Origin of the sequence: Streptomyces sp. DvalAA-43 (assembly GCF_900091725.1) — a bacterium.
Classification (GTDB): Bacteria; Actinomycetota; Actinomycetes; order Streptomycetales; family Streptomycetaceae; genus Streptomyces; species Streptomyces pulveraceus.
The window spans coordinates 113,808-132,472 of record NZ_FMBW01000052.1 but is presented as its reverse complement, the minus strand read 5'-3'; the positions used below and the strand labels follow the sequence as shown (position 1 = coordinate 132,472).

The 18,665-nt window shown below is 70.1% G+C and carries 16 protein-coding genes; 8 read left to right on the top strand and 8 right to left on the bottom strand.

What is annotated here, in order from left to right:
* Positions 1–903, bottom strand: a complete 903-nt coding sequence (locus GA0115234_RS21685; RefSeq protein WP_093544198.1) for an ABC transporter ATP-binding protein — start codon at positions 901–903, stop codon at positions 1–3.
* Positions 904–1,076: 173 nt separating this feature from the next.
* On the opposite strand from GA0115234_RS21685, the gene GA0115234_RS21680 reads away from it, so the two are divergent.
* Both GA0115234_RS21680 and GA0115234_RS21675 read left to right on the top strand, forming a co-directional pair.
* Positions 1,077–2,990, top strand: a complete 1,914-nt coding sequence (locus tag GA0115234_RS21680) for an ABC transporter ATP-binding protein (protein WP_093544144.1) — start codon at positions 1,077–1,079, stop codon at positions 2,988–2,990.
* Positions 2,987–4,870, top strand: coding sequence for an ABC transporter ATP-binding protein (locus GA0115234_RS21675; protein WP_093544142.1), 1,884 nt, complete (start codon positions 2,987–2,989; stop codon positions 4,868–4,870). The genes GA0115234_RS21680 and GA0115234_RS21675 overlap by 4 nt, the downstream gene beginning before the upstream one ends.
* Before the next feature lie 124 nt (positions 4,871–4,994).
* On the opposite strand, the gene GA0115234_RS21670 is transcribed toward GA0115234_RS21675, so the two are convergent.
* The 3 genes from GA0115234_RS21670 to GA0115234_RS21660 all read right to left on the bottom strand — a co-directional run bounded on the left by GA0115234_RS21670 (position 4,995) and on the right by GA0115234_RS21660 (position 8,231).
* Positions 4,995–5,879 (bottom strand): helix-turn-helix transcriptional regulator, encoded by an 885-nt coding sequence (locus GA0115234_RS21670; protein WP_202554013.1) that lies wholly within the window; start codon positions 5,877–5,879, stop codon positions 4,995–4,997.
* A gap of 36 nt (positions 5,880–5,915) precedes the next feature.
* Positions 5,916–6,722 (bottom strand): SDR family oxidoreductase, encoded by an 807-nt coding sequence (locus GA0115234_RS21665; RefSeq protein WP_093544138.1) that lies wholly within the window; start codon positions 6,720–6,722, stop codon positions 5,916–5,918.
* Positions 6,723–7,025: 303 nt separating this feature from the next.
* On the bottom strand, positions 7,026–8,231 hold the full coding sequence (locus GA0115234_RS21660; protein WP_093544196.1) for a cytochrome P450: 1,206 nt from the start codon (positions 8,229–8,231) through the stop codon (positions 7,026–7,028).
* 184 nt (positions 8,232–8,415) lie between these two features.
* Here GA0115234_RS21660 and GA0115234_RS21655 point away from each other — a divergent pair, with 184 nt between their 5' ends.
* Together GA0115234_RS21655 and GA0115234_RS21650 are read left to right on the top strand one after the other, a co-directional pair.
* Positions 8,416–9,090 carry a GbsR/MarR family transcriptional regulator gene (locus GA0115234_RS21655; RefSeq protein WP_176729234.1) on the top strand — a complete coding sequence of 225 codons (675 nt, stop codon included), beginning with the start codon at positions 8,416–8,418 and terminating at the stop codon, positions 9,088–9,090.
* A 221-nt stretch (positions 9,091–9,311) separates the two neighbouring features.
* Positions 9,312–9,653, top strand: a complete 342-nt coding sequence (locus GA0115234_RS21650) for a hypothetical protein (protein ID WP_093544134.1) — start codon at positions 9,312–9,314, stop codon at positions 9,651–9,653.
* A 107-nt stretch (positions 9,654–9,760) separates the two neighbouring features.
* Here the strand turns inward: GA0115234_RS21650 and GA0115234_RS21645 are convergent, their stop codons facing one another.
* From GA0115234_RS21645 to GA0115234_RS21635, 3 genes are all read right to left on the bottom strand, one after another.
* Positions 9,761–9,970 carry a DUF397 domain-containing protein gene (locus GA0115234_RS21645; RefSeq protein WP_093544132.1) on the bottom strand — a complete coding sequence of 70 codons (210 nt, stop codon included), beginning with the start codon at positions 9,968–9,970 and terminating at the stop codon, positions 9,761–9,763.
* Between the two features lie 189 nt (positions 9,971–10,159).
* The gene (locus GA0115234_RS21640) at positions 10,160–10,369 is read right to left on the bottom strand and encodes a DUF397 domain-containing protein (protein WP_093544130.1); all 210 of its coding nucleotides are present in this window, start codon (positions 10,367–10,369) and stop codon (positions 10,160–10,162) included.
* Positions 10,366–11,193: a helix-turn-helix domain-containing protein gene (locus tag GA0115234_RS21635; RefSeq protein ID WP_093544128.1), complete on the bottom strand. Its 828-nt coding sequence runs from the start codon at positions 11,191–11,193 to the stop codon at positions 10,366–10,368. The genes GA0115234_RS21640 and GA0115234_RS21635 overlap by 4 nt, the downstream gene beginning before the upstream one ends.
* Before the next feature lie 107 nt (positions 11,194–11,300).
* On the opposite strand from GA0115234_RS21635, the gene GA0115234_RS21630 reads away from it, so the two are divergent.
* The 4 genes from GA0115234_RS21630 (at position 11,301) to GA0115234_RS21615 (ending at position 15,646) form a co-directional block, all read left to right on the top strand.
* Positions 11,301–11,561: a hypothetical protein gene (locus GA0115234_RS21630; protein WP_093544126.1), complete on the top strand. Its 261-nt coding sequence runs from the start codon at positions 11,301–11,303 to the stop codon at positions 11,559–11,561.
* A complete protein-coding gene (locus GA0115234_RS21625; RefSeq protein WP_093544124.1) occupies positions 11,558–11,917 on the top strand; it encodes a hypothetical protein in 360 nt (119 codons plus the stop codon). The genes GA0115234_RS21630 and GA0115234_RS21625 overlap by 4 nt, the downstream gene beginning before the upstream one ends.
* A gap of 107 nt (positions 11,918–12,024) precedes the next feature.
* Positions 12,025–13,056, top strand: a complete 1,032-nt coding sequence (locus tag GA0115234_RS21620; RefSeq protein ID WP_093544122.1) for an alcohol dehydrogenase — start codon at positions 12,025–12,027, stop codon at positions 13,054–13,056.
* A gap of 556 nt (positions 13,057–13,612) precedes the next feature.
* Positions 13,613–15,646, top strand: coding sequence for a M4 family metallopeptidase (locus tag GA0115234_RS21615; RefSeq protein WP_093544120.1), 2,034 nt, complete (start codon positions 13,613–13,615; stop codon positions 15,644–15,646).
* 92 nt (positions 15,647–15,738) lie between these two features.
* Here GA0115234_RS21615 and glgP read toward each other — a convergent pair whose 3' ends face one another.
* Entirely contained in the window at positions 15,739–18,342 is a 2,604-nt protein-coding gene (gene glgP, locus GA0115234_RS21610) for an alpha-glucan family phosphorylase (protein ID WP_176729233.1), read from the bottom strand.
* Between the last annotated feature and the right edge of the window lie 323 nt (positions 18,343–18,665).

Below are 18,665 nucleotides of genomic sequence, written 5' to 3'. Positions count from 1 at the left end.
TCAGGAAGCCTGTTCTGTGAGGTCGAGGAAGGCGTCGTCGAGCGTCGCCTCGGAGACGCGGAGCCGGTGTGCGGTGACGCTGTGCCGGGCCAGCAGGGAGATCACCGCGTTGACCGTCTCGTCGGTGCCGCTGATGACGATGCGGTCGCCCTTGCGCTCGACGGAGGCCGCGCCGGGCAGCTGCCCCAGCTCGGTGTCGGCGAGCGGACGGGACGGGGTGAAGGAGATGACGGTGGAGCTGTCCGCCTTGCCGATCAGCCCGGAGGGGGTGTCGAGGGCGACGACCTTCCCCTTGTCGATCACGGCGATCCGGTCGCAGAGCTGTCTGGCCTCCTCCATGAAGTGGGTGACCAGCAGGACGGTGACGCCGCTGTCGCGTACGTCCTCGATCAGCTTCCAGGTGTCCCGGCGGGCCCGTGGGTCCAGTCCGGTGGTCAGCTCGTCGAGCACCACCACGCGCGGGTTGCCGACCAGGGCCAGCGCGATGGAGAGCCGCTGCTTCTGACCGCCGGACAGCTTCGCGAAGCGGGTGCCGAACGCGGTGTGCAGGCCCAGCCGTTCGGCGAGCTCCCGCCAGTCGGCGGGGTCCGGGTAGAAGGCGCTGTAGAGCTCCAGCGCCTCGGCCACGGTGATCTTGGGCTGGAGTTCGCTCTCCTGGAGCTGGGCGCCGAGCAGCCGGGTGACCCGGTCGTGGTCGGCGACGGGGTCGAGTCCGGCGACGCGGACCGTACCGGCGTCGGGGACCCGCAGTCCCCCGATGCACTCGACGGTGGTGGTCTTGCCCGCGCCGTTGGGGCCGAGGATCCCGAAGATCTCCCCCTCGTCGACGGTGAAGCTCACTCCGTCGACCACGGTGCGCCCGGCGTACGCCTTCCGCACCCCGTTCGCTTCGATGATTGCCATGCCCCAGAGCATCGTGGCGCGGGGCGGGGCGCACCATCGTCCATCGCGCTCGAAGCGGCATCAGCCGATCGGTTGATACGGGCTACGACCTGCGCTCACCGGGGGTCGTACGCGGCCGGTCGGACGGAAAACCACATGAGCGATGTCAGGGGTGAACCGTAGGCTCGACTGTGATGCCCGAAAAACGTGTAGAGCCCAAGGATCGGTCCACCGTTCAGTCCCTGATGCGGTTGTGGCCTTATGTGAAGCCGGTGCGCAAGCGCCTGTTCGGCGCCGCTCTGGTCGCGATCGCCGCGTCCTGCGTCGGCCTGGTCATCCCCCTCGTGCTGAAGTGGATGGTGGACGGCCCCGTGGCGGACCGCGACCCCGGCGGGGTCTGGCTCGGCGCGCTGTATCTGCTGCTGCTGGGCATCGGCGAGGCGGCGCTGTTCGGGGTGCGGCGGTGGATGGTGGCGCGGCCGCTGGCCGGGGTCGAGGCGTCGATGCGGGCCGATCTGTACCGGCATCTGCAACGGCTGCCGGTGGCGTTCCACGACCGCTGGCCCTCGGGCCAGTTGCTCTCGCGCGCGACCACGGACCTGATGCTGCTGCGGCAGTTCCTGGCCTTCCCGCTGACCTTCCTCCTGGTCAACGGGGCGACGGTCCTGATCGGTTTCGTCATTCTGCTGATGCAGCAGTGGACGCTGGGGCTGGTGCTGCTCGCTCCGGCGGCGCCGCTGATGATCCTCTGCCTGGTCTTCGAGACGAAGTTCTCGGCCGTGGCACGCCGGGCCCAGGACCAGGTCGGCGATCTGACGACGGTCGTCGAGGAGAGCGTGCTCGGGATCCGCATCATCAAGGGCTTCGGCCGGCACCGCAGCCAGGCCCTCGCCTTCCGCACCCTCACCGAGCGGCTGCGCACCACGGAGCTGGCCAAAGCCCGGCTCCTCGCGGGCATCTGGGCCTCCATCACCCTGCTTCCCGAACTGGCCATCGGTGCGGCGCTGGTGATCGGCACGGTCCAAGTGGCGGACGGCGACCTCTCCGCGGGCACCCTGGTCGCCTTCCTCTCCACCGCGCTCGCGCTGCGCTGGCCGATCGAGTCGATCGGCTTCCTGCTGGCGATGAGCCAGGAGTCGGCGACGGCGACCCAGCGGTTCTTCGAGGTGATGGACGTGGCCGAGGAGGCGGAGGCGTCCGGCGTGGCCGGGCAGGCGCCGGACGAGGGGCCGACGCGGGGCGAAATGGTCTTCGAGGGCGTGGAGTTCCGCTATCCCGACGCGGAGCCCGGCTCGGAGCCCGTGCTGGCCCGGATCGATCTGCGGATCCGGCCCGGCGAGACGATGGCCCTGGTCGGGGCCACGGGTTCCGGGAAGACGACGCTCACCGCCCTGGTGCCGCGGCTGCACGACGCCACCGCGGGACGGATCACCCTGGACGGTACGGACATCACCGCCATGCCCCGGGAGCGGCTGCGCGAGCTGGTGTCGGTGGCCTTCGAGGAGCCGACGCTCTTCTCGGCGGGCGTCGGGGAGAACGTACTGATGGGGGCCGAGGGCGCCGGGGAGGACGAGTTGCGCCGGGCGCTCGCCATCGCCCAGGCCGACTTCGCGCACGGGCTCCCCCAGGGCGTCGGGACCCAGGTCGGCGAGCAGGGGCTCAGCCTCTCCGGCGGACAGCGGCAACGGCTCGCGCTGGCCCGCGCCGTGGTCGGCCGGCCGCGCTTCCTGGTCCTGGACGATCCGCTCTCCGCGCTGGACGTGCACACGGAGGCGCTGGTGGAGGCCGCCCTGCGCCAGGTACTGGCGGAGACCACGGCGATCGTGGTCGCGCACCGGCCGTCCACGGTGATGCTCGCGGACCGGGTGGCGCTGCTCTCGCAGGGGCGGATCGCCGCCGTGGGCACCCATCAGGAACTGCTGCGCGGCAGCGCCGAGTACGCCTGGCTGATGTCGGGCGCCGAGGGAGTGCCGGAAGCGCCCGGCGTGCCGGAAGCGCCGGAAGCGCCGGAAGTTCCGGATGCGCCGGATGCGCCGGATGCGCCCGCCGAGGACGCCTTCCCCGATCTGTCCGCCGAGGACCTCCTCGCCGAGAAGGGCACCCGATGACCAGCACGACGACGGACACGGTCCCCGCCGAGGACCCGCCGGGCACCGGCACGACCACGGCCCCGGCCCCGACGGGCCCCGAGGCCGCCGACGACCGGTTCGACCGGGACGATCTGCCCACTCCGCCCGGCGCGACCGGGTCCCTGCTCAGGTCGCTGCTGCGCCCGATGAAGGCCCGGGTGGCACTGATCGCGCTGCTGCTGCTGGTCCAGCAGGCCGCGATCCAGGCGGGACCGCTGCTCGTCGCGTACGCCATCGACAGCGGGGTGCCCGCGTTCCGGGACGCGGACTACGGGCCGCTGATCGCGGTGGGGGTCGGGTACGCGCTGTGCTCGGCGGCGGCCGGGGCCATGCAGTTCGCGTTCGTCCGGGTCGCCGCCCTGGTCAGCCAGGACGCGCTGCTCGATCTGCGCGGGCGGATCTTCCGTCACGCGCAGGCGCTGAGCGTCGACTTCCACGAGCGCTACACCTCGGGCCGGCTGATCTCCCGGTCCACCACGGACGTGGAGTCGCTGCGGGAGCTGCTCGGTGAGGGGCTCCAGGAGCTGATCGGCGTCTTCCTGTCCTTCGTCTCCATCGCGGTGATGCTGCTCTGGCTGGACCTCGGCCTGGGCTCGCTCGCCGTGCTCTCCTTCGTCCCGCTGTATCTGCTGGTCCGGCGCTTCCAGCGACGGGCCGGAGCACTCTACGGCGAGCGGTCCTCGGCGATCGCGGCGGTCATCGTCAAGTTCGCGGAGACGATGAACGGCATCCGTCCCGTCCAGGCCTTCCGCCGCGAGCCCGTCAACGACGCGCACTTCGAGAGCCTCAACGCCACGCACCGGTGGGCCAACGGCAGCGCGATGCTGGAGATGGCCCGCTATGTCGTCGGCTCCCGGCTGGTCGCCAACGCGGCGGTCGCCGGAATCGTGCTGTGGGGCGCCTACCGGGTGGCCTCCGGCACCCTGGCGCTCGGAGTGCTGGCCGCGGCCGTGCTCTACCTCCGCCGGCTGTACGACCCGATCGACCGGCTCGGCATGTTCCTCAACTCCTACCAGTCGGCCGCGGCCTCGCTGGGGAAGATCGCGGGCCTGCTGGCCCAGACCCCGTCCGTCCCGGAGACGCCGAGCCCGAAGGAGCTGCCGGCCCGCACGGGCGAGGCCCCGGGCCGCGAGGTCGTCTTCGACGGGGTGCGCTTCGCCTACCGCACGGGCGGCGAGGTGCTGCCCCGCTTCGATCTGACGATCCCGGCCGGGCAGACCGTCGCCGTGGTCGGGTCGACGGGTGCGGGCAAGTCGACGCTGGCCAAGCTGCTGGCCCGGTTCTACGACCCGACCGACGGCCGGGTGCTGCTCGACGGCACGGACCTGCGGGACCTGGCCGTGCCGGAGCTGCGGCGGGGTGTGGTGATGGTGACCCAGGAGGCGTTCCTGTTCTCCGGGACGGTCGCCGAGAACATCGCGATCGGCGACCCGGACGCGACCCGCGAGGAGATCGAGCGGGCCGCCGAGGCGATCGGCGCGCACGACTTCATCTCCGGCCTGCCGGACGGCTACGACACGGACGTACGCAAGCGGGGCGGCCGGATCTCCGCCGGTCAGCGCCAGCTGGTCGGCTTCGCCCGCGCCCTGCTCGCCAACCCGGCGGTACTGATCCTCGACGAGGCGACGAGCTCACTGGACGTCCCCGGCGAACGGGCGGTGCAGCGGGCCATGGACACGGTGCTGCACGGCCGCACCGCGGTGGTGATCGCCCACCGCCTCTCCACGGTGGAGATCGCGGACCGGGTCCTGGTGATGGAGCACGGCCGCATCGTGGAGGACGGCACCCCGTCCGAACTCATCGCCGGCACGGGCCGCTTCGCGGGACTGCACCGGGCGTGGCGGGAGAGCCTGACGTAAGCGCGCGTGCAGGTTCCGCGATTCGGTGCGCACCGTACCCGTGAGATGCGCACCGAATGCGCGATTCCAAGGATCTGTGCGCACTGACTCCGCACGGTAACTCAGCACGGCTGAAGGGGTTGGACTATCCGTTGTGCGCTTCGAGCTCGGTCGCCAGCGTCTGTTGGGTGGCCGCCCACGACGCCAGGAGCGCCAAATTGTCAGCGGTCGGTGTGCCCGCGGGTGCGGTGTAGATGTTGAGGCGCAGGCCGGGTTCGGCGGGCAGTTCCAGGGACTCGACGTCCAAGTCGAGCCGGCCCACGATCGGATGGCGCACACGCTTGCGGCCGGACCGGTGCAGCCGCACGTCCTGAGATGCCCACCGCCGCCGAAATAGCTCACTGCACGTCGACAGTTCGCCGACTAGGGCGATCAGCTCCTCGTCGTGCGGATTGCGGCCGGCCTCCATGCGTAGCTTCGCGGCCACGTCACCGGCGATTCGGTCGTAGTCGACAAAGAAATCTCTGGCCGCCTCGGGGCTCAGATAGACGAACCGCGCTGTGTTCGCAGGCCGTCGCGGGTCTGCCAGCACCGGTGAATACAGCGCGCGAGCGAGTTGGTTCATGGCGAGCACGTCATAACGGCCGCTACCGATCCAGGCCGGCGCATCGGAGATCGCGTCGAGCACCTGCTGAAGCGTCGAGCGCACCGTCACGGCAGGCCTACGCCGGCGTGGGCCGCTGGGCGCCCCGGATCGGCGCGCGAGGTGGAACAGGTGGTCGCGCTCGGCCTCGTCGAATTGCAAGGCAGAGGCCAACGCGTCGAGCACGCCGTCGGAGGCACCGGCGAGGCTTCCGCGCTCCATGCGTACGTAGTAGTCGACCGATACCCCCGCCAGTAGCGCCACCTCCTCGCGGCGCAGGCCCTTGACCCGACGGTTGCCGCCGTAGGCGGGCAGGCCCGCCTGCTCGGGCGTGATGCGGGCGCGACGCGAGCTGAGAAACTCCCGGATCTCGGTGCGTGGATCCATTGTGGCCATCCCCTCACCGTAAGCCCGTCCCGCGGTCTAAGGAGTACCCGATGCGGTCGTCGCGATGCCGCCGTCTACCGGGATGATGGTGCCCGTGAGGTAAGACCCTGCCCGGCTGGCGAGAAACACGGCGATACCCGCCATATCGTCGTCGCGGCCGAGCCGGCGCAGTGGGGCCGCCGCCGCGATCGTGTCGCCGATGGCATCGAGCGTGGACGCCATCATCTGCGACGGGAACACTCCCGGTGCTACCGCGTTCACCGTGACGTGCTGTGGGCCCAGCTCTCTGGCTAGCACTCTGGTGAGTTGATGGAGTGCCGCTTTGCTGCTGGCGTACGAGTAGTTGGGCGACTGGGCGACGTGGATGGCGGCGATACTGCCGATGTTGATGATCCGCGCGGGATCATCGGCGGTGCCCGCCCTGCGAAGTGCGGGGAGCAGCGCCTGCACCAGCCAGAACGGCGACTTGAGGTTGAGGTCGATCACTGCGTCCCAGGCCTCGTCCGGGAACGTCGCCAGCGGCTCGCGCCACATCGCTCCCGCGTTGTTGACAAGGATGTCCAGGCGTTCCGAGTCGGCCATGACAAGATCAGCGAGGCGCTGACACTCGTCGTGCCTGGACAGGTCGGCGGGGATCGCTCGAACGTCGCCGAATTCGGACAGTAGATGCTGTGCCTCCTCGCACGCGTCTGCCTTGCGTGAGCTGATGACGACGCGGGCGCCCGCCTGGAGAAGGCCGCGCGCCATCATCATCCCAATGCCCCTGGTGCCACCAGTGACAAGGGCGCACTTCCCACTCAGATCGAAAAGTTCTGTGTGAGTGGTGAATTGGTTGCCCGCCATTGGCCTCCGCCCTTTCTGCCGTGGAAGAATGCGCCGACACGGTCGCGCATTCGGGGCAGCTGAATTGAACTGATGGGGGTAAAGCCGCAGCGCGTTTCCACGGAGCGTGGTCGGCACTTTCGACTCAACCAGGTTGACAGGCGCTTTGCACGTCTGGGAGACCCTGGTGATACAGGTACTGGCAGAGCCCCCCTTGCCTGGTGCGCCGACTCACCCCGGATCCACCTGCTTCATTCCCCGTCATTCGTTCCCTTGGCCTTGCCGTCCAAGGGCCGCCGCCACCCACCCGTTGCCCCCCATCACTCAGGCCTCCCAGGTGACCGGGAGGCTCTTCACCCCGTAGATGTCCGCGGTCTCCGGGCGCAGGGCGACCTCTTCGGGCGGTACGGCCAGGCGCAGCGTGGGAAAGCGGTCGAACAGCGCGGGAAACGCGACCTTCATCTCCACCCGGGCCAGCTGCTGCCCCAGGCACTGATGGATGCCGTGGCCGAAGGCCAGGTGCCCGCCCTCCTGCCGTTGGAGGTCGAGCACGTGGGGATCGGTGAAGCGCTCGGGGTCGCGGTTGGCGGTGTTGTACGACAGGATCACCCGCGATCCGGCCTCGATGGTCCGGCCGCCCACCTCGACGTCCTCCAGCGCCGTCCGCATGAACGTCTTGGCGACACCGAGGTACCGCAGCAGTTCCTCCACGGCCCGGTCGGCGAGTGCGGGATCGGCGCGCAGCGCGGCCAGTTGCTCGGGGTTGCACAGCAGCGCGAAGGTGCCGAGGGACAGCATGTTCGCGGTGGTGTCGAGCCCGGCCGCCAGCAGGAGCAGGGCCATCCCCCTCAGTTCCTCGTCGGTCAGGTCGCTGTCGGTGAGGTCGCTGAGCACGTCGTCGGTGGGGTTCGCGCGCTTGGCGGCCACCAGCTCCGCGAGGTAGTTCTGGGTCGCGGTATAGGCCGCGATCAGATCCTCGTCGCTCGTTTCCCCGTTCATGAACGAGTCGACCTGCTCCTGGAAGGACTCCCGGTCCTGGTACGGCACTCCCAGCAGTTCACAGATCACGATGGCGGGGATGGGCTTGGCGAACGCGGTCACCAGGTCCACCGGCGGCCCGGCCTCCTCCATGGCGTCCAGGTGGTCGGTGGCGATCTGTGCGATGCGCTCGGTGAGCAGCCGCATCCGCCGTACGGTGAACTTGCCCATCAGCGGCTTTCGATAGCGGCTGTGCCGGGGCTCGTCCATGAGAAGGAACTCTCCGGGCGGCGCCGGGGGCGCCTTCATGTCTCCGTAGTCGATGGTCGGGTGGAGCATGAGCTCCTTGCGCGAGCTGAACCGCGAATCGGCCAGGACCGACCTGACCAGGTCGTATCCGGTGATCAGCCAGCCGGGTTCTCCGCCGGGGAAGGTGTAGTGGCTGATGGGGCCGTGCCGTCGGGCGTCGAGCAGTTCCGCCGGCGGGTCGAAGGGACAGCCGGCCTGACGGGCCGTCGGCATCGTCGTGACGGTGTGCAGTAATTCACCCATGATCATTCCCGATCTCGCGATAGTACGCGTTTGACGATGCTCGAAAGCTACGTTGCATCCAGAATCCCTGTCAATCGACAGAAACACATCCTCCCAGGCCAGAGGCCATAAATTGATGCAATGACGATGCGGTCGAATGCAATATCGCGTTGCAATGAATGACGGCGAAAGCAATACTGACGACATGCCAGGAGACCGGTTGACCCAGCAGGACCGCCAGCGCATCGCGGCCGGAATCGCCGATGGCCTCTCCTACTCCGAGATCGCGAGACGGCTCGACCGGCCGACCTCGACGATCAGCCGGGAGGTCGGACGCAACGGCGGCCCCGGCGGCTACCAGCCCCAGCTGGCGCACCGGGCGACGAACCTACGAGCGCGGCGCGGCACACCGGCACCCCAGCGCGCGGCCGGGCCATCGGGTGACAGAGCGGAAGAGGAGATCATCGAGGCGGCGGTCCGGGCGGGGCTGCCGAGGATGACGGCACGCGTCCACATGGACCTGCTGCTGTCCGAGGAGGGCAGGCGCACCGCGGCCGAGCTGACCCGAAGACTGAAGGTCAGCCCCGCCTCCGTCTCCCTGGCCGTGAACTACCTCGTCCAGCACGGCTACGTCCGGCGGGAGCGCGATCCGCAACGGCCTCGCGACGTCTACGTGATCGACGACGAGGCCTGGTACCAGTCCGTCGTGCTCAGCACGCGGCAGACACTCGAAACGGCACGGTCCGCGATGGCCATGTCGGAGGCGTCCGGGCCGGACAGCCCCGTGGGGCAGCGGATGGCCAAGGCGGGGGCATTCCTGGAGCGGGTCTGCCTGGACATGATGGAGTCGGCCGACCGCTGGCGCGGCCTCCTGAGGTGAGGGGCCCCGGACGGCGTTCGGTCGGGCGGGGAGCGCCGCCCCGGCCATCGGGAATCCGTGCGGGCACTGTGCCCACGAGAAGCGCCCGTCGGCCCGACCGGCGATGTGTGGCCTTGCGTTCCCTCGGTGGACCACTGCGACCCGAAGGAACGGACGGCAGCGCCGGCGCGGATACGATCGGTGCACCCGTTGAGCACGCCGAGATCACCAGGAGCACACAAATGGACGATCACGGGGACGACTTCGGTCAGTGGGACACCGAGGCAAGCGCAGTGCAACGGACCGAGGACGAGTGGACCGCGATTGCCGGTCACGTCCGCCACGCGGCGAACAAGATCGGCCCGACGCTGCCGCTGTGCCTTCCTGGTGAACCCCAGGAATGCGGGCGGAGCGCCCAGCAGCACGTGCCGGCATGGGCGGCTCACTTGAAAGCCGCGGCACACCACGTCATCGAGCAGGCCGCCCCCAGCGAGGCACGGGCGGCATACGTGTCCGGTCCGTTGTACCGAAGGAAGCTGGCTGACCTTCGAGCGCACACAGCCCCGGCGGACGTCCCGCGCTGACCGGCGCGGCACCCTCTGCTGCGGCAGCAGCCCGCACCCATGACGAAAGCCCCGCCACGATCCCCACGGCTTCCGTGGTCGCGGCGGGGCCTATCTCGCGTCCGGGATCAGTACGCGCCGAACTCTCCGGCCTTGACGCCCGCCACGAAGGAGGCGAACGACGCGGCGGAGGCGCGCAGCACCGGGCCGCCCGGGTTCTTCGAGTCACGGACGGGGACCACGCCGAGAGAGCCGACGAGGTTGTCAGCGACCTCGATGCACTGGCCGCCGTTCTCGCTGAATGAGGACTTGAACCAACAGGGGGACTCGGCCGTCACGGGATGCCCTTTCGTTGCCGCCAGCAGGGAAGCAGGAAGTGCGTATCGCGTCCCAGATGCCCCCGTACCAACGCAGCAAAACAGCGACAGCCTGTCAACGACCGAAGCCCCGCCATGCCCATGGCGGTTCACCAGGGGCGTGGCGGGGCTCTCGTTGCGTCCGGGATCAGTGCTCGGTGAACCTGACGGTCAGACGGCGCCGAACTCTCCGGCCTTGACGCCCGCCACGAAGGAAGCGAACGACGCGGCGGAGGCGCGCAGCACCGGGCCGCCCGGGTTCTTCGAGTCACGGACGGGGACCACGCCGAGAGAGCCGACGAGGTTGTCAGCGACCTCGATGCACTGGCCGCCGTTGCCGCTGTAGGAGGACGTGAACCAACGGGGGGATTCGGGAGTCACGGGGTGCCCTTTCGTACCTGTTCGATCATGGCCACGGATGCCGCCTGGGAGAGGGCCTCGGCCTGTAGCTGATGGTAGGCCGTCAGTATCGGCAGCACGAACGTACTTTCCCGTTCGAGATGACCCCGGTGAGTGGACTCGGCATAGGACATCAGCGAGCGGTCCGGCATCGTGAGCACGGTGATGGGCAGGCTGAACGGCCTCCGCTCCCCCATGACGAACGGCGCGATCTGCAAGACGGTGTTCGGCATCTCGGCAAACTCAAGCAAGCGCGCGAACTGTGCGTCCATGACAGCGGGAGATCCCATCGGGCGGCGAATACATCCTTCGTCAAGTACCGCGAGGATCAACGGCGATGGCGACCGCACAAAGGAGGCTTGGCGCCTTGCCACCAGTCCGACGCGCTCGTCGGCTTGCTCGGGAGTGATCGCTTCCCGCCGCACTGCGTCTGCTTCGAGCGCCGCCGCATACTCCGGCGTCTGGAGCAGGCCAGGGATGACACCCACCTCGTACAGCCTGATCTCCGACGCTCGCGCTTCGTGCGCGACGTACTCCGGGAACCCTTCAATGAGGGCGGTTTGCCGCACAGCCAGACTCTGGCGCTCGAACCTGTCCCCCGTGCCGAATACCCTGTCAACATTTGAAGCAAAGCGGCGAGTTGGAGAGCGGCGGCCAGTTTCCACGGCCGAAATATGCGTTCCCGAGCATCCGATACGCGCGGCCAGCTCATCCTGCGTCCAACCTCGTTCATCCCTCAGCGTGCGCAGGCGTTGCCCGAACTGCGCACTCGGCGATTCTTCGGGGTCTAACTCTTTGCGATTCAACGGCTACCACCTAATTACCCAAACAACTTGTGCAAGTTGAAGACCCCCCGACTCTAAGCCACTCTGATCCCCCTTGGTAGCGGAACCGTTACGGAGAGGAGCGGCCCATGTCCGTCGAAGACAGCCCACCGAACGAGCAGCGCACCCCGCAAGTACCCGACCGAGGAACGCTGTTGGTGGACACCAGCCGTCGCGACCAGGTGGGGGAGTACCGGGGCACGGCCGGCCCGTACTGGTCCTTGCGGCCGGTCTGCGGGGGCGCGGAGTGGGACGTCGAGCCCGGGAACGTGCGGGAGCCGAGTCCCATAGAGCGGTTGCGGGCCGAGAACGCGCGGTGCAACGCCCGTAGCGCGGGGCGGATCCTGTGACCGGCGAGGCCAACGGGGCGCCCGAGCAGGCGGGTTACCTGTGCGAGGCGGTCGCGGAAGGGCTCGTGTGCGGCGCCGACGGAACGGCGCGGTACGTCCTGGGCACCTTCCGGACCATCTCCCCCGTCCTCGCCCTGCGGTGGCTCGGCGGGCAGGCGCTGTGGATCGTGGACCGGCTCGGCCTCGACCCGCGCCTCGGCCACCCTGCGGAACTCCTCGCCTGGTACGAGGACCGCGCGAGCCAGCGCGCCGCCCACGCCCACCTCAAGCGCGGTGCCGAGCTGCTCGTCGTCCTCCCGGACACGGACTGCACGTACACGCTCTCCGTACGGACCGAATCGGTACCCGCCACCTGAGCCGGTGCCGCCCACCCCCCGTCCGCTCCACCCGGCGCGCGCGACCGGGGCGGAGCTGGTCTGCTGGTCCGGGGGGCCGTCCGTACCCGTACCCCGGAGAGATCCAGATGAGCGTCCCCAGCGTCTACCGCGCCGCGCAGACCGCCGCAGCGGGCGGCCCCTTCGAGATCGTCGAGCGCGCGGTGGCGCGGCCGGGCCCGGGGCACATCCGGGTGGCCGTGGACGCCTGCGGGATCTGCCACAGCGACGCGCTCTTCGTGGACGCCATGGTGCCGGGCGTACGGTTCCCGGTGGTCCCGGGGCACGAGATCGCGGGCCGGATCGCCGAGCTGGGTGACGGCACACAGGACACCTGGCAGGTGGGCGACCGGGTGGCGGTGGGCTGGTTCGGCGGCAGCTGCGGCCACTGCACACCATGCCGGCGGGGCGACTTCGTGGTCTGCGTGAACCTGAAGGTGCCCGGGTGGGCGTACGACGGCGGCTACGCCGAGAGCGTGACCGTCCCGGCGGACGCCCTGGCCCGGATCCCCGACACGATGGACGCGGTCGACGCGGCGCCGATCGGCTGTGCGGGGGTGACCACGTACAACGGACTGCGGCGCAGCGCCGCCCGGCCCGGGGATCTGGTCGCCGTGCTGGGCATCGGCGGCCTCGGCCACCTGGGGGTGCAGTACGCGGCCGCGATGGGCTTCGAGACGGTGGCGATCGCCCGGGGCGCGGCCAAGGCCGACTTCGCGAGGGAGCTCGGCGCGCACCACTACATCGACAGCACCGCGGGCACCACCGTGTCGGACGCGCTCCAGGCCCTGGGCGGCGCCCGGGTCGTCCTGGCCACCGCCGCCAACTCCGCGGCCATCACGGCGACCGTGGAGGGGCTGGCACCGCGCGGCGAACTGGTGGTCATCGGCGCGGACCCGGAGCCGCTGGGCATCAGCCCGAACCAGTTGCTGATGTCGGGCAAGGTCGTCCGGGGTCACCCGTCCGGCACCGCGCAGGACGTGGAGGACGCCCTGGCGTTCAGCGCCCTGCACGGGATCCGCCCGATGACCGAGCCCGTACCGCTGGACGACGCCGAGGCCGCGTACCAGAAGATGATGTCCGGCGCGGCCCGCTTCCGGATGGTGCTCACCACCGGCTGACGCCCGGGGCCCTGCCTGGCCCCGAAGCCAAGAAGAGTGTTGATTCCCGCAGGCAGTAAGGGAGTTGAACCAGGCCGACGCACTCGCGCCCGCCGGGACCGCCGTGGACGGCGGTCCCGGCGGGCGTTGCTCGTGGCGGGGACGGCACGGCCCGGCACCCCGGCACGTCTCCGGCCGGGCGGACGCGGCGCGGACAACCACGGTCGGCACGGAAGCCAACGGTAGGAAATCAGCCACATCCCGACGCCATCTCGGCCAGTACCGAACACCCGCTCCCCCGACCGCTGTTCGAACACGAAGGCTTGGAGCCCTGCCTCGGTACTCTCCTCGGATTCCGGGCGCGGACGACGCCTTACAACATCACGGTGATGATCCGTGAAACGTCCGCTTAACGAACATGACCTTTCCGGCAACGGACGAGTTCCGGCCAAGTTGTTGACGCGCTCCTGACAGGGACGGCCTCCTGCTGACACTCTTCACCCCGTTCTGCGCACTTCCTTGCACACCCCGGACGGCTCACCGGGCCGCCGGTACCCCCCTCGCAGAAGGAGTCCGCGTGAGATCCACGCCCAGCCGTCGTGCCACCGCGACCGGCGCTCTGATAGCCGCAGCAGCCCTCCTCGCCGTCGGCGTCCAGACCGGATCGGCCACTGCCACCCCCAGCAGCGCCACCGCGGCGAACGCGGCGACGGCCGGCGCCGACCACGGTGCCCTGGCCAAGCAGCTCTCTCCGTCCCAGCGCGCGGAGCTGATCCGCCAGGCCGACGCCGGCAAGGCGGCGACGGCCAAGGACCTCGGTCTCGGCTCGCAGGAGAAGCTTGTCGTCAAGGACGTCATCCAGGACAACGACGGCACCACGCACACGCGTTACGAGCGCACCTTCGCCGGGCTCCCGGTGCTCGGTGGCGACCTGGTCGTCCAGGAGACCAAGGCCGGCACCACGCAGAGCGTCACCAAGGCCTCCAAGGTCTCCAGCGCGCAGCTGAAGACCGTGGACCTGAAGGCGGACGTCGCGCCCGCCAAGGCCGAGAAGCAGGCACTCGGCCTCGCCAAGGCCGACGGATCCAAGAAGACCGAGGCCGACCGGGCGCCCCGCAAGGTCGTCTGGATGGCGCAGGGCAAGCCGCAGCTCGCCTACGAGACCGTCGTCGGCGGCTTCCAGGAGGACGGCACCCCGAACCAGCTGCACGTCATCACCGACGCCACCACCGGCGCCAAGCTGTACGAGTGGCAGGGCATCGAGAACGGCGTCGGCAACACGGAGTACAGCGGCCAGGTGACCCTCGGCACCGCCCCGTCGTACACGCTGACGGACACGGGCCGCGGCAACCACAAGACGTACAACCTGAACCACGGCAGCTCCGGCACCGGGACGCTGTTCACCAACTCCACCGACGTGTGGGGCAACGGCAGCCCGTCGAACGCCGAGACGGCGGCCGCGGACGCCCACTACGGCGCGGCCGAGACCTGGGACTACTACAAGAACGTGCACGGCCGCACCGGTATCCGGGGCGACGGCGTCGGCGCGTACTCCCGCGTCCACTACGGCAACAGCTACGTCAACGCCTTCTGGGACGACAGCTGCTTCTGCATGACCTACGGGGACGGCAGCGGCAACGCGAACCCGCTGACCGCCCTCGACGTGGCCGCGCACGAGATGACGCACGGTGTCACCTCGGCCACCGCCAACCTGGTCTACAGCGGGGAGTCCGGTGGCCTCAACGAGGCGACCAGCGACATCTTCGCCACCGCGGTCGAGTTCTACTCCAACACCGCCAGCGACCCGGGCGACTACCTCATCGGCGAGAAGATCAACATCAACGGTGACGGCACCCCGCTGCGTTACCAGGACAAGCCGAGCAAGGACGGCGCGTCCAAGGACTCCTGGTACTCCGGCATCGGCAACGTCGACGTCCACTACTCCTCGGGCCCGGCGAACCACTTCTTCTACCTGCTCTCCGAGGGCAGCGGCGCCAAGGTCATCAACGGCGTCTCCTACAACTCGCCGACCTCCGACGGTCTGCCGGTGACCGGCATCGGCCGGGACAAGGCCGCGCTGATCTGGTTCAAGGCGCTCACCACCAAGTTCACCTCCACCACCAACTACGCGTCGGCCCGCACCGGGACCCTCGCCGCGGCCGGTGAGCTGTACGGCACGACCAGCGCCGAGTACAAGTCCGTCGCGGACGCCTGGGCCGGCATCAACGTCGGCGCGCGGCCCGGCGGCGGCACCGACCCGGGTGGCAAGGTCTTCGAGAACACCACCGGCGTCGCCATTCCGGACCACGGCTCGGCCGTCACCAGCTCGGTCAACGTCACCGGTGTCACCGGCAACGCGCCCAGCACCCTCAAGGTCGACGTGGACATCACCCACACCTACCGCGGTGACCTGGTCGTCGACCTGGTCGGCCCGAGCGGCACCTCGTACCGGCTGAAGAACTCCTCGGCGGGCGACCCGGCGGACGACGTGCGCGGCACGTACACCGTCAACGCCTCCTCCGAGACGGCCAACGGCACCTGGAAGCTCAAGGTCCAGGACGTGTACTCGGGTGACACGGGCAAGATCAACAGCTTCAAGCTCACCTTCTGAACCCCCCACCGGTCATGAACCGGTGACCACCGCCCGGCAGGAGCTCACGCCCCTGCCGGGCGGTTCCGTGTCGGAGCCCACCGGGCGGCCCCTCAGCGCATCAGCACGCCCGCGCCGTCCCCCGCCGCCTCCGCGGGCAGCGCCACCAGGCCGAGTTCCGCCCCGGACGCCAGCAGCGGATGGGCCGGAAGCACCCGCACCGTGTAGCCGTACGGCCCGGTGCGGTCGAGGACGAGCGGACCCTCGTAGAGCCAGCGGCCCTCCAGGTCCTGGCCGCCCGCCGGTTTCAGCGGGAAGACCTGGGCGTCCGAGATCCCGTCGGCGGCGTCCACCCGGCCGGCCACCGCCTGCACCTCCACATCGCCCGGCTCCAGCGCCCCGAGGCCGACCCTGACCCGGAGCGTCGGCGCCGCCCCCAGCTCGGCCGAGCCGTCCGCCGCCGTGAGCGCCACGGCCTCCACATGGTCGACGGCCACCCGCGGCCAGGCGGCACGGATCCTGGCCTTCCAGTCGGCGAGCCCGCGCGCCGTCCCGGGATCCAGCGCACGCCGGGCGAGCGCGGCGGGCGCGTACAGCCGCTCCACGTACTCGCACACCATCCGCCCGGCCAGCACCTTGGGACCGAGCGTGCCCAGGGTGCGGCGGACCATCTCGGTCCAGCGCTCCGGCAGCCCCTCGGCGCCCCGGTCGTAGAAGCGCGGCGCGATCCGGTCCTCGATCAGCTCGTAGAGGGCGGCCGCCTCCAGGTCGTCCCGGCGGTCCTCGTCCAGGGCCAGACCGTCGGCGGTCGGGATCGCCCAGCCGAAGTCCGGCTCGAACCACTCGTCCCACCAGCCGTCGAGCACCGAGAGGTTGAGGCAGCCGTTGAGCGCGGCCTTCATCCCGCTCGTACCGCAGGCCTCCAGCGGGCGCAGCGGGTTGTTCAGCCATACGTCGCAGCCCGGGTAGAGCTTCCGCGCCATGGCCATCCCGTAGTCCGGCAGGAACACGATGCGGTGGCGCACCCGGGGATCGTCGGAGAACCGCACCAGTTCCTGCACCAGGCGCTTCCCGCCGTCGTCGGCGGGGTGGGCCTTGCCCGCGACGACGATCTGGACCGGGCGGGTCGGGTGGAGCAGCAGCTCCCGCAGCCGGTCGCGGTCGCGCAGCATCAGCGTCAGCCGCTTGTACGAGGGGACGCGCCGGGCGAAGCCGATCGTCAGCACGTCCGGGTCGAGCACGCCGTCGATCCAGCCGAGCTCGGCCGGCTCGGCGCCCCGGGCGCGCCAGGAGGCGTGCAGCCGCTCGCGCACCTCGGTGACCAGCTGCCCGCGCAGGGTGCCGCGCAGCTCCCACAGCTCCCGGTCCGGGACCTCGGCGGCGGAGTCCCAGCGTCCGGGTGTGGCGCCGTAGCGGTCGCGCAGCGCGAGGACCTCGGGCGCGACCCAGGTGGGGGCGTGGACCCCGTTGGTCACCGAGGTGATCGGCACCTCGGCCGCGTCGAAGCCCGGCCACAGCCCGGCGAACATCTCGCGGCTGACCGAGCCGTGGAGGGTGGAGACCCCGTTGGCCCGCTGGGCGAGCCGCAGTCCCATCACCGCCATGTTGAAGAGTCCGGGCTCGCCGCCGGGGTAGGTCTCCGTGCCCAGTTGCAGGATGCGTTCGGCGGACACGCCCGGGAGTTCGCCGTCGTCGCCGAAGTGCCGGGCGACGAGCTCCCGGTCGAAGCGGTCGATCCCGGCGGGCACGGGGGTGTGGGTGGTGAAGACCGTGCCGGCCCGTACGGACTCCATCGCGGAGTCGAAGTCGAGTCCGGTGCCGGAGAGTTCCCGGATGCGTTCGAGTCCGAGGAAGCCGGCGTGCCCCTCGTTGGTGTGGAACACCTCGGGGTCCGGGTGTCCGGTGAGGCGGCAGTACGTCCGTACCGCCCGTACGCCGCCGATGCCGAGGAGCATCTCCTGGAGGAACCGGTGCTCGCTGCCGCCGCCGTACAGCCGGTCGGTCACCTCGCGTTCGCCCGGCGCGTTCTCCTCCACGTCGGAGTCGAGCATCAGCAGCGGTACGCGGCCGACCCGGGCCTGCCAGATGTGGGCGTGCAACGAGCGTCCGCCGGGGAGCGCCAGCACCACCCTGCTCGGGGTGCCGTCGGCCTCGCGAAGCAGGTCGAGGGGGAGCTCGTTGGGGTCGAGCACCGGGTAGTGCTCCTGCTGCCAGCCGTCGCGCGAAAGGCTCTGGCGGAAGTAGCCGTGCCGGTAGAGCAGGCCGACCCCGACGAGGGGGACGCCGAGATCGCTGGCGGCCTTGAGATGGTCACCGGCGAGGATGCCGAGCCCCCCGGAGTACTGGGGAAGGGCGGCGGTCACGCCGAACTCGGGCGAGAAGTAGGCGACGGCGGAGGGGAGTTCGGCTCCCCGCGCCTGCTGTTCCTGGTACCACCTGGGTCCGTCCAGATAGTCCCGGAGGTCCTGGGAGACCTCGGCCAGACGGTGCAGGAACCGCTGGTCCCGGGCCAGCTCGGCGAGGCGTCCGGCGGACACGGCACCGAGCAGCCGCACGGGATCGCAATCCGCCGTCCGCCGGACCTCCGGGTCGACGGCCTGGAACAGCTCACGGGTCTCGGTGTGCCAGGACCAGCGCAGATTGTGGGCGAGGTCGCTGAGCGGTCGGAGGGGTTCGGGGAGGACGGGGCGCACGGTGAACCGACGAATGGCCTTCACGTGTTCCACCTTTACAGGGGGGTGTACGGATCCGAGGGGACGCACCGCGGTGCGCGGCGCTCCGTCGCCGTCGGCGGCGGGCCCCGCCCCATGCGTAACCGGATTACCGCACGGCCCCTCCGGGCCCATGGACCACACAGGTAATGGCCGATTCCCCTCCCCCGTCCGGTCTTGTGGCGCTCCGCACCAAGGGGAAAGCTGCCCAGTGGCGTCCGAAAGGCCGCCGACGAGCCCGCGCACACGGGTCGGAACCCGGTGCGAACAGGTCGTCATGAATACGACCGAGCAGTTGACAGAATCACCGGATCGGCCCACCGGAATCG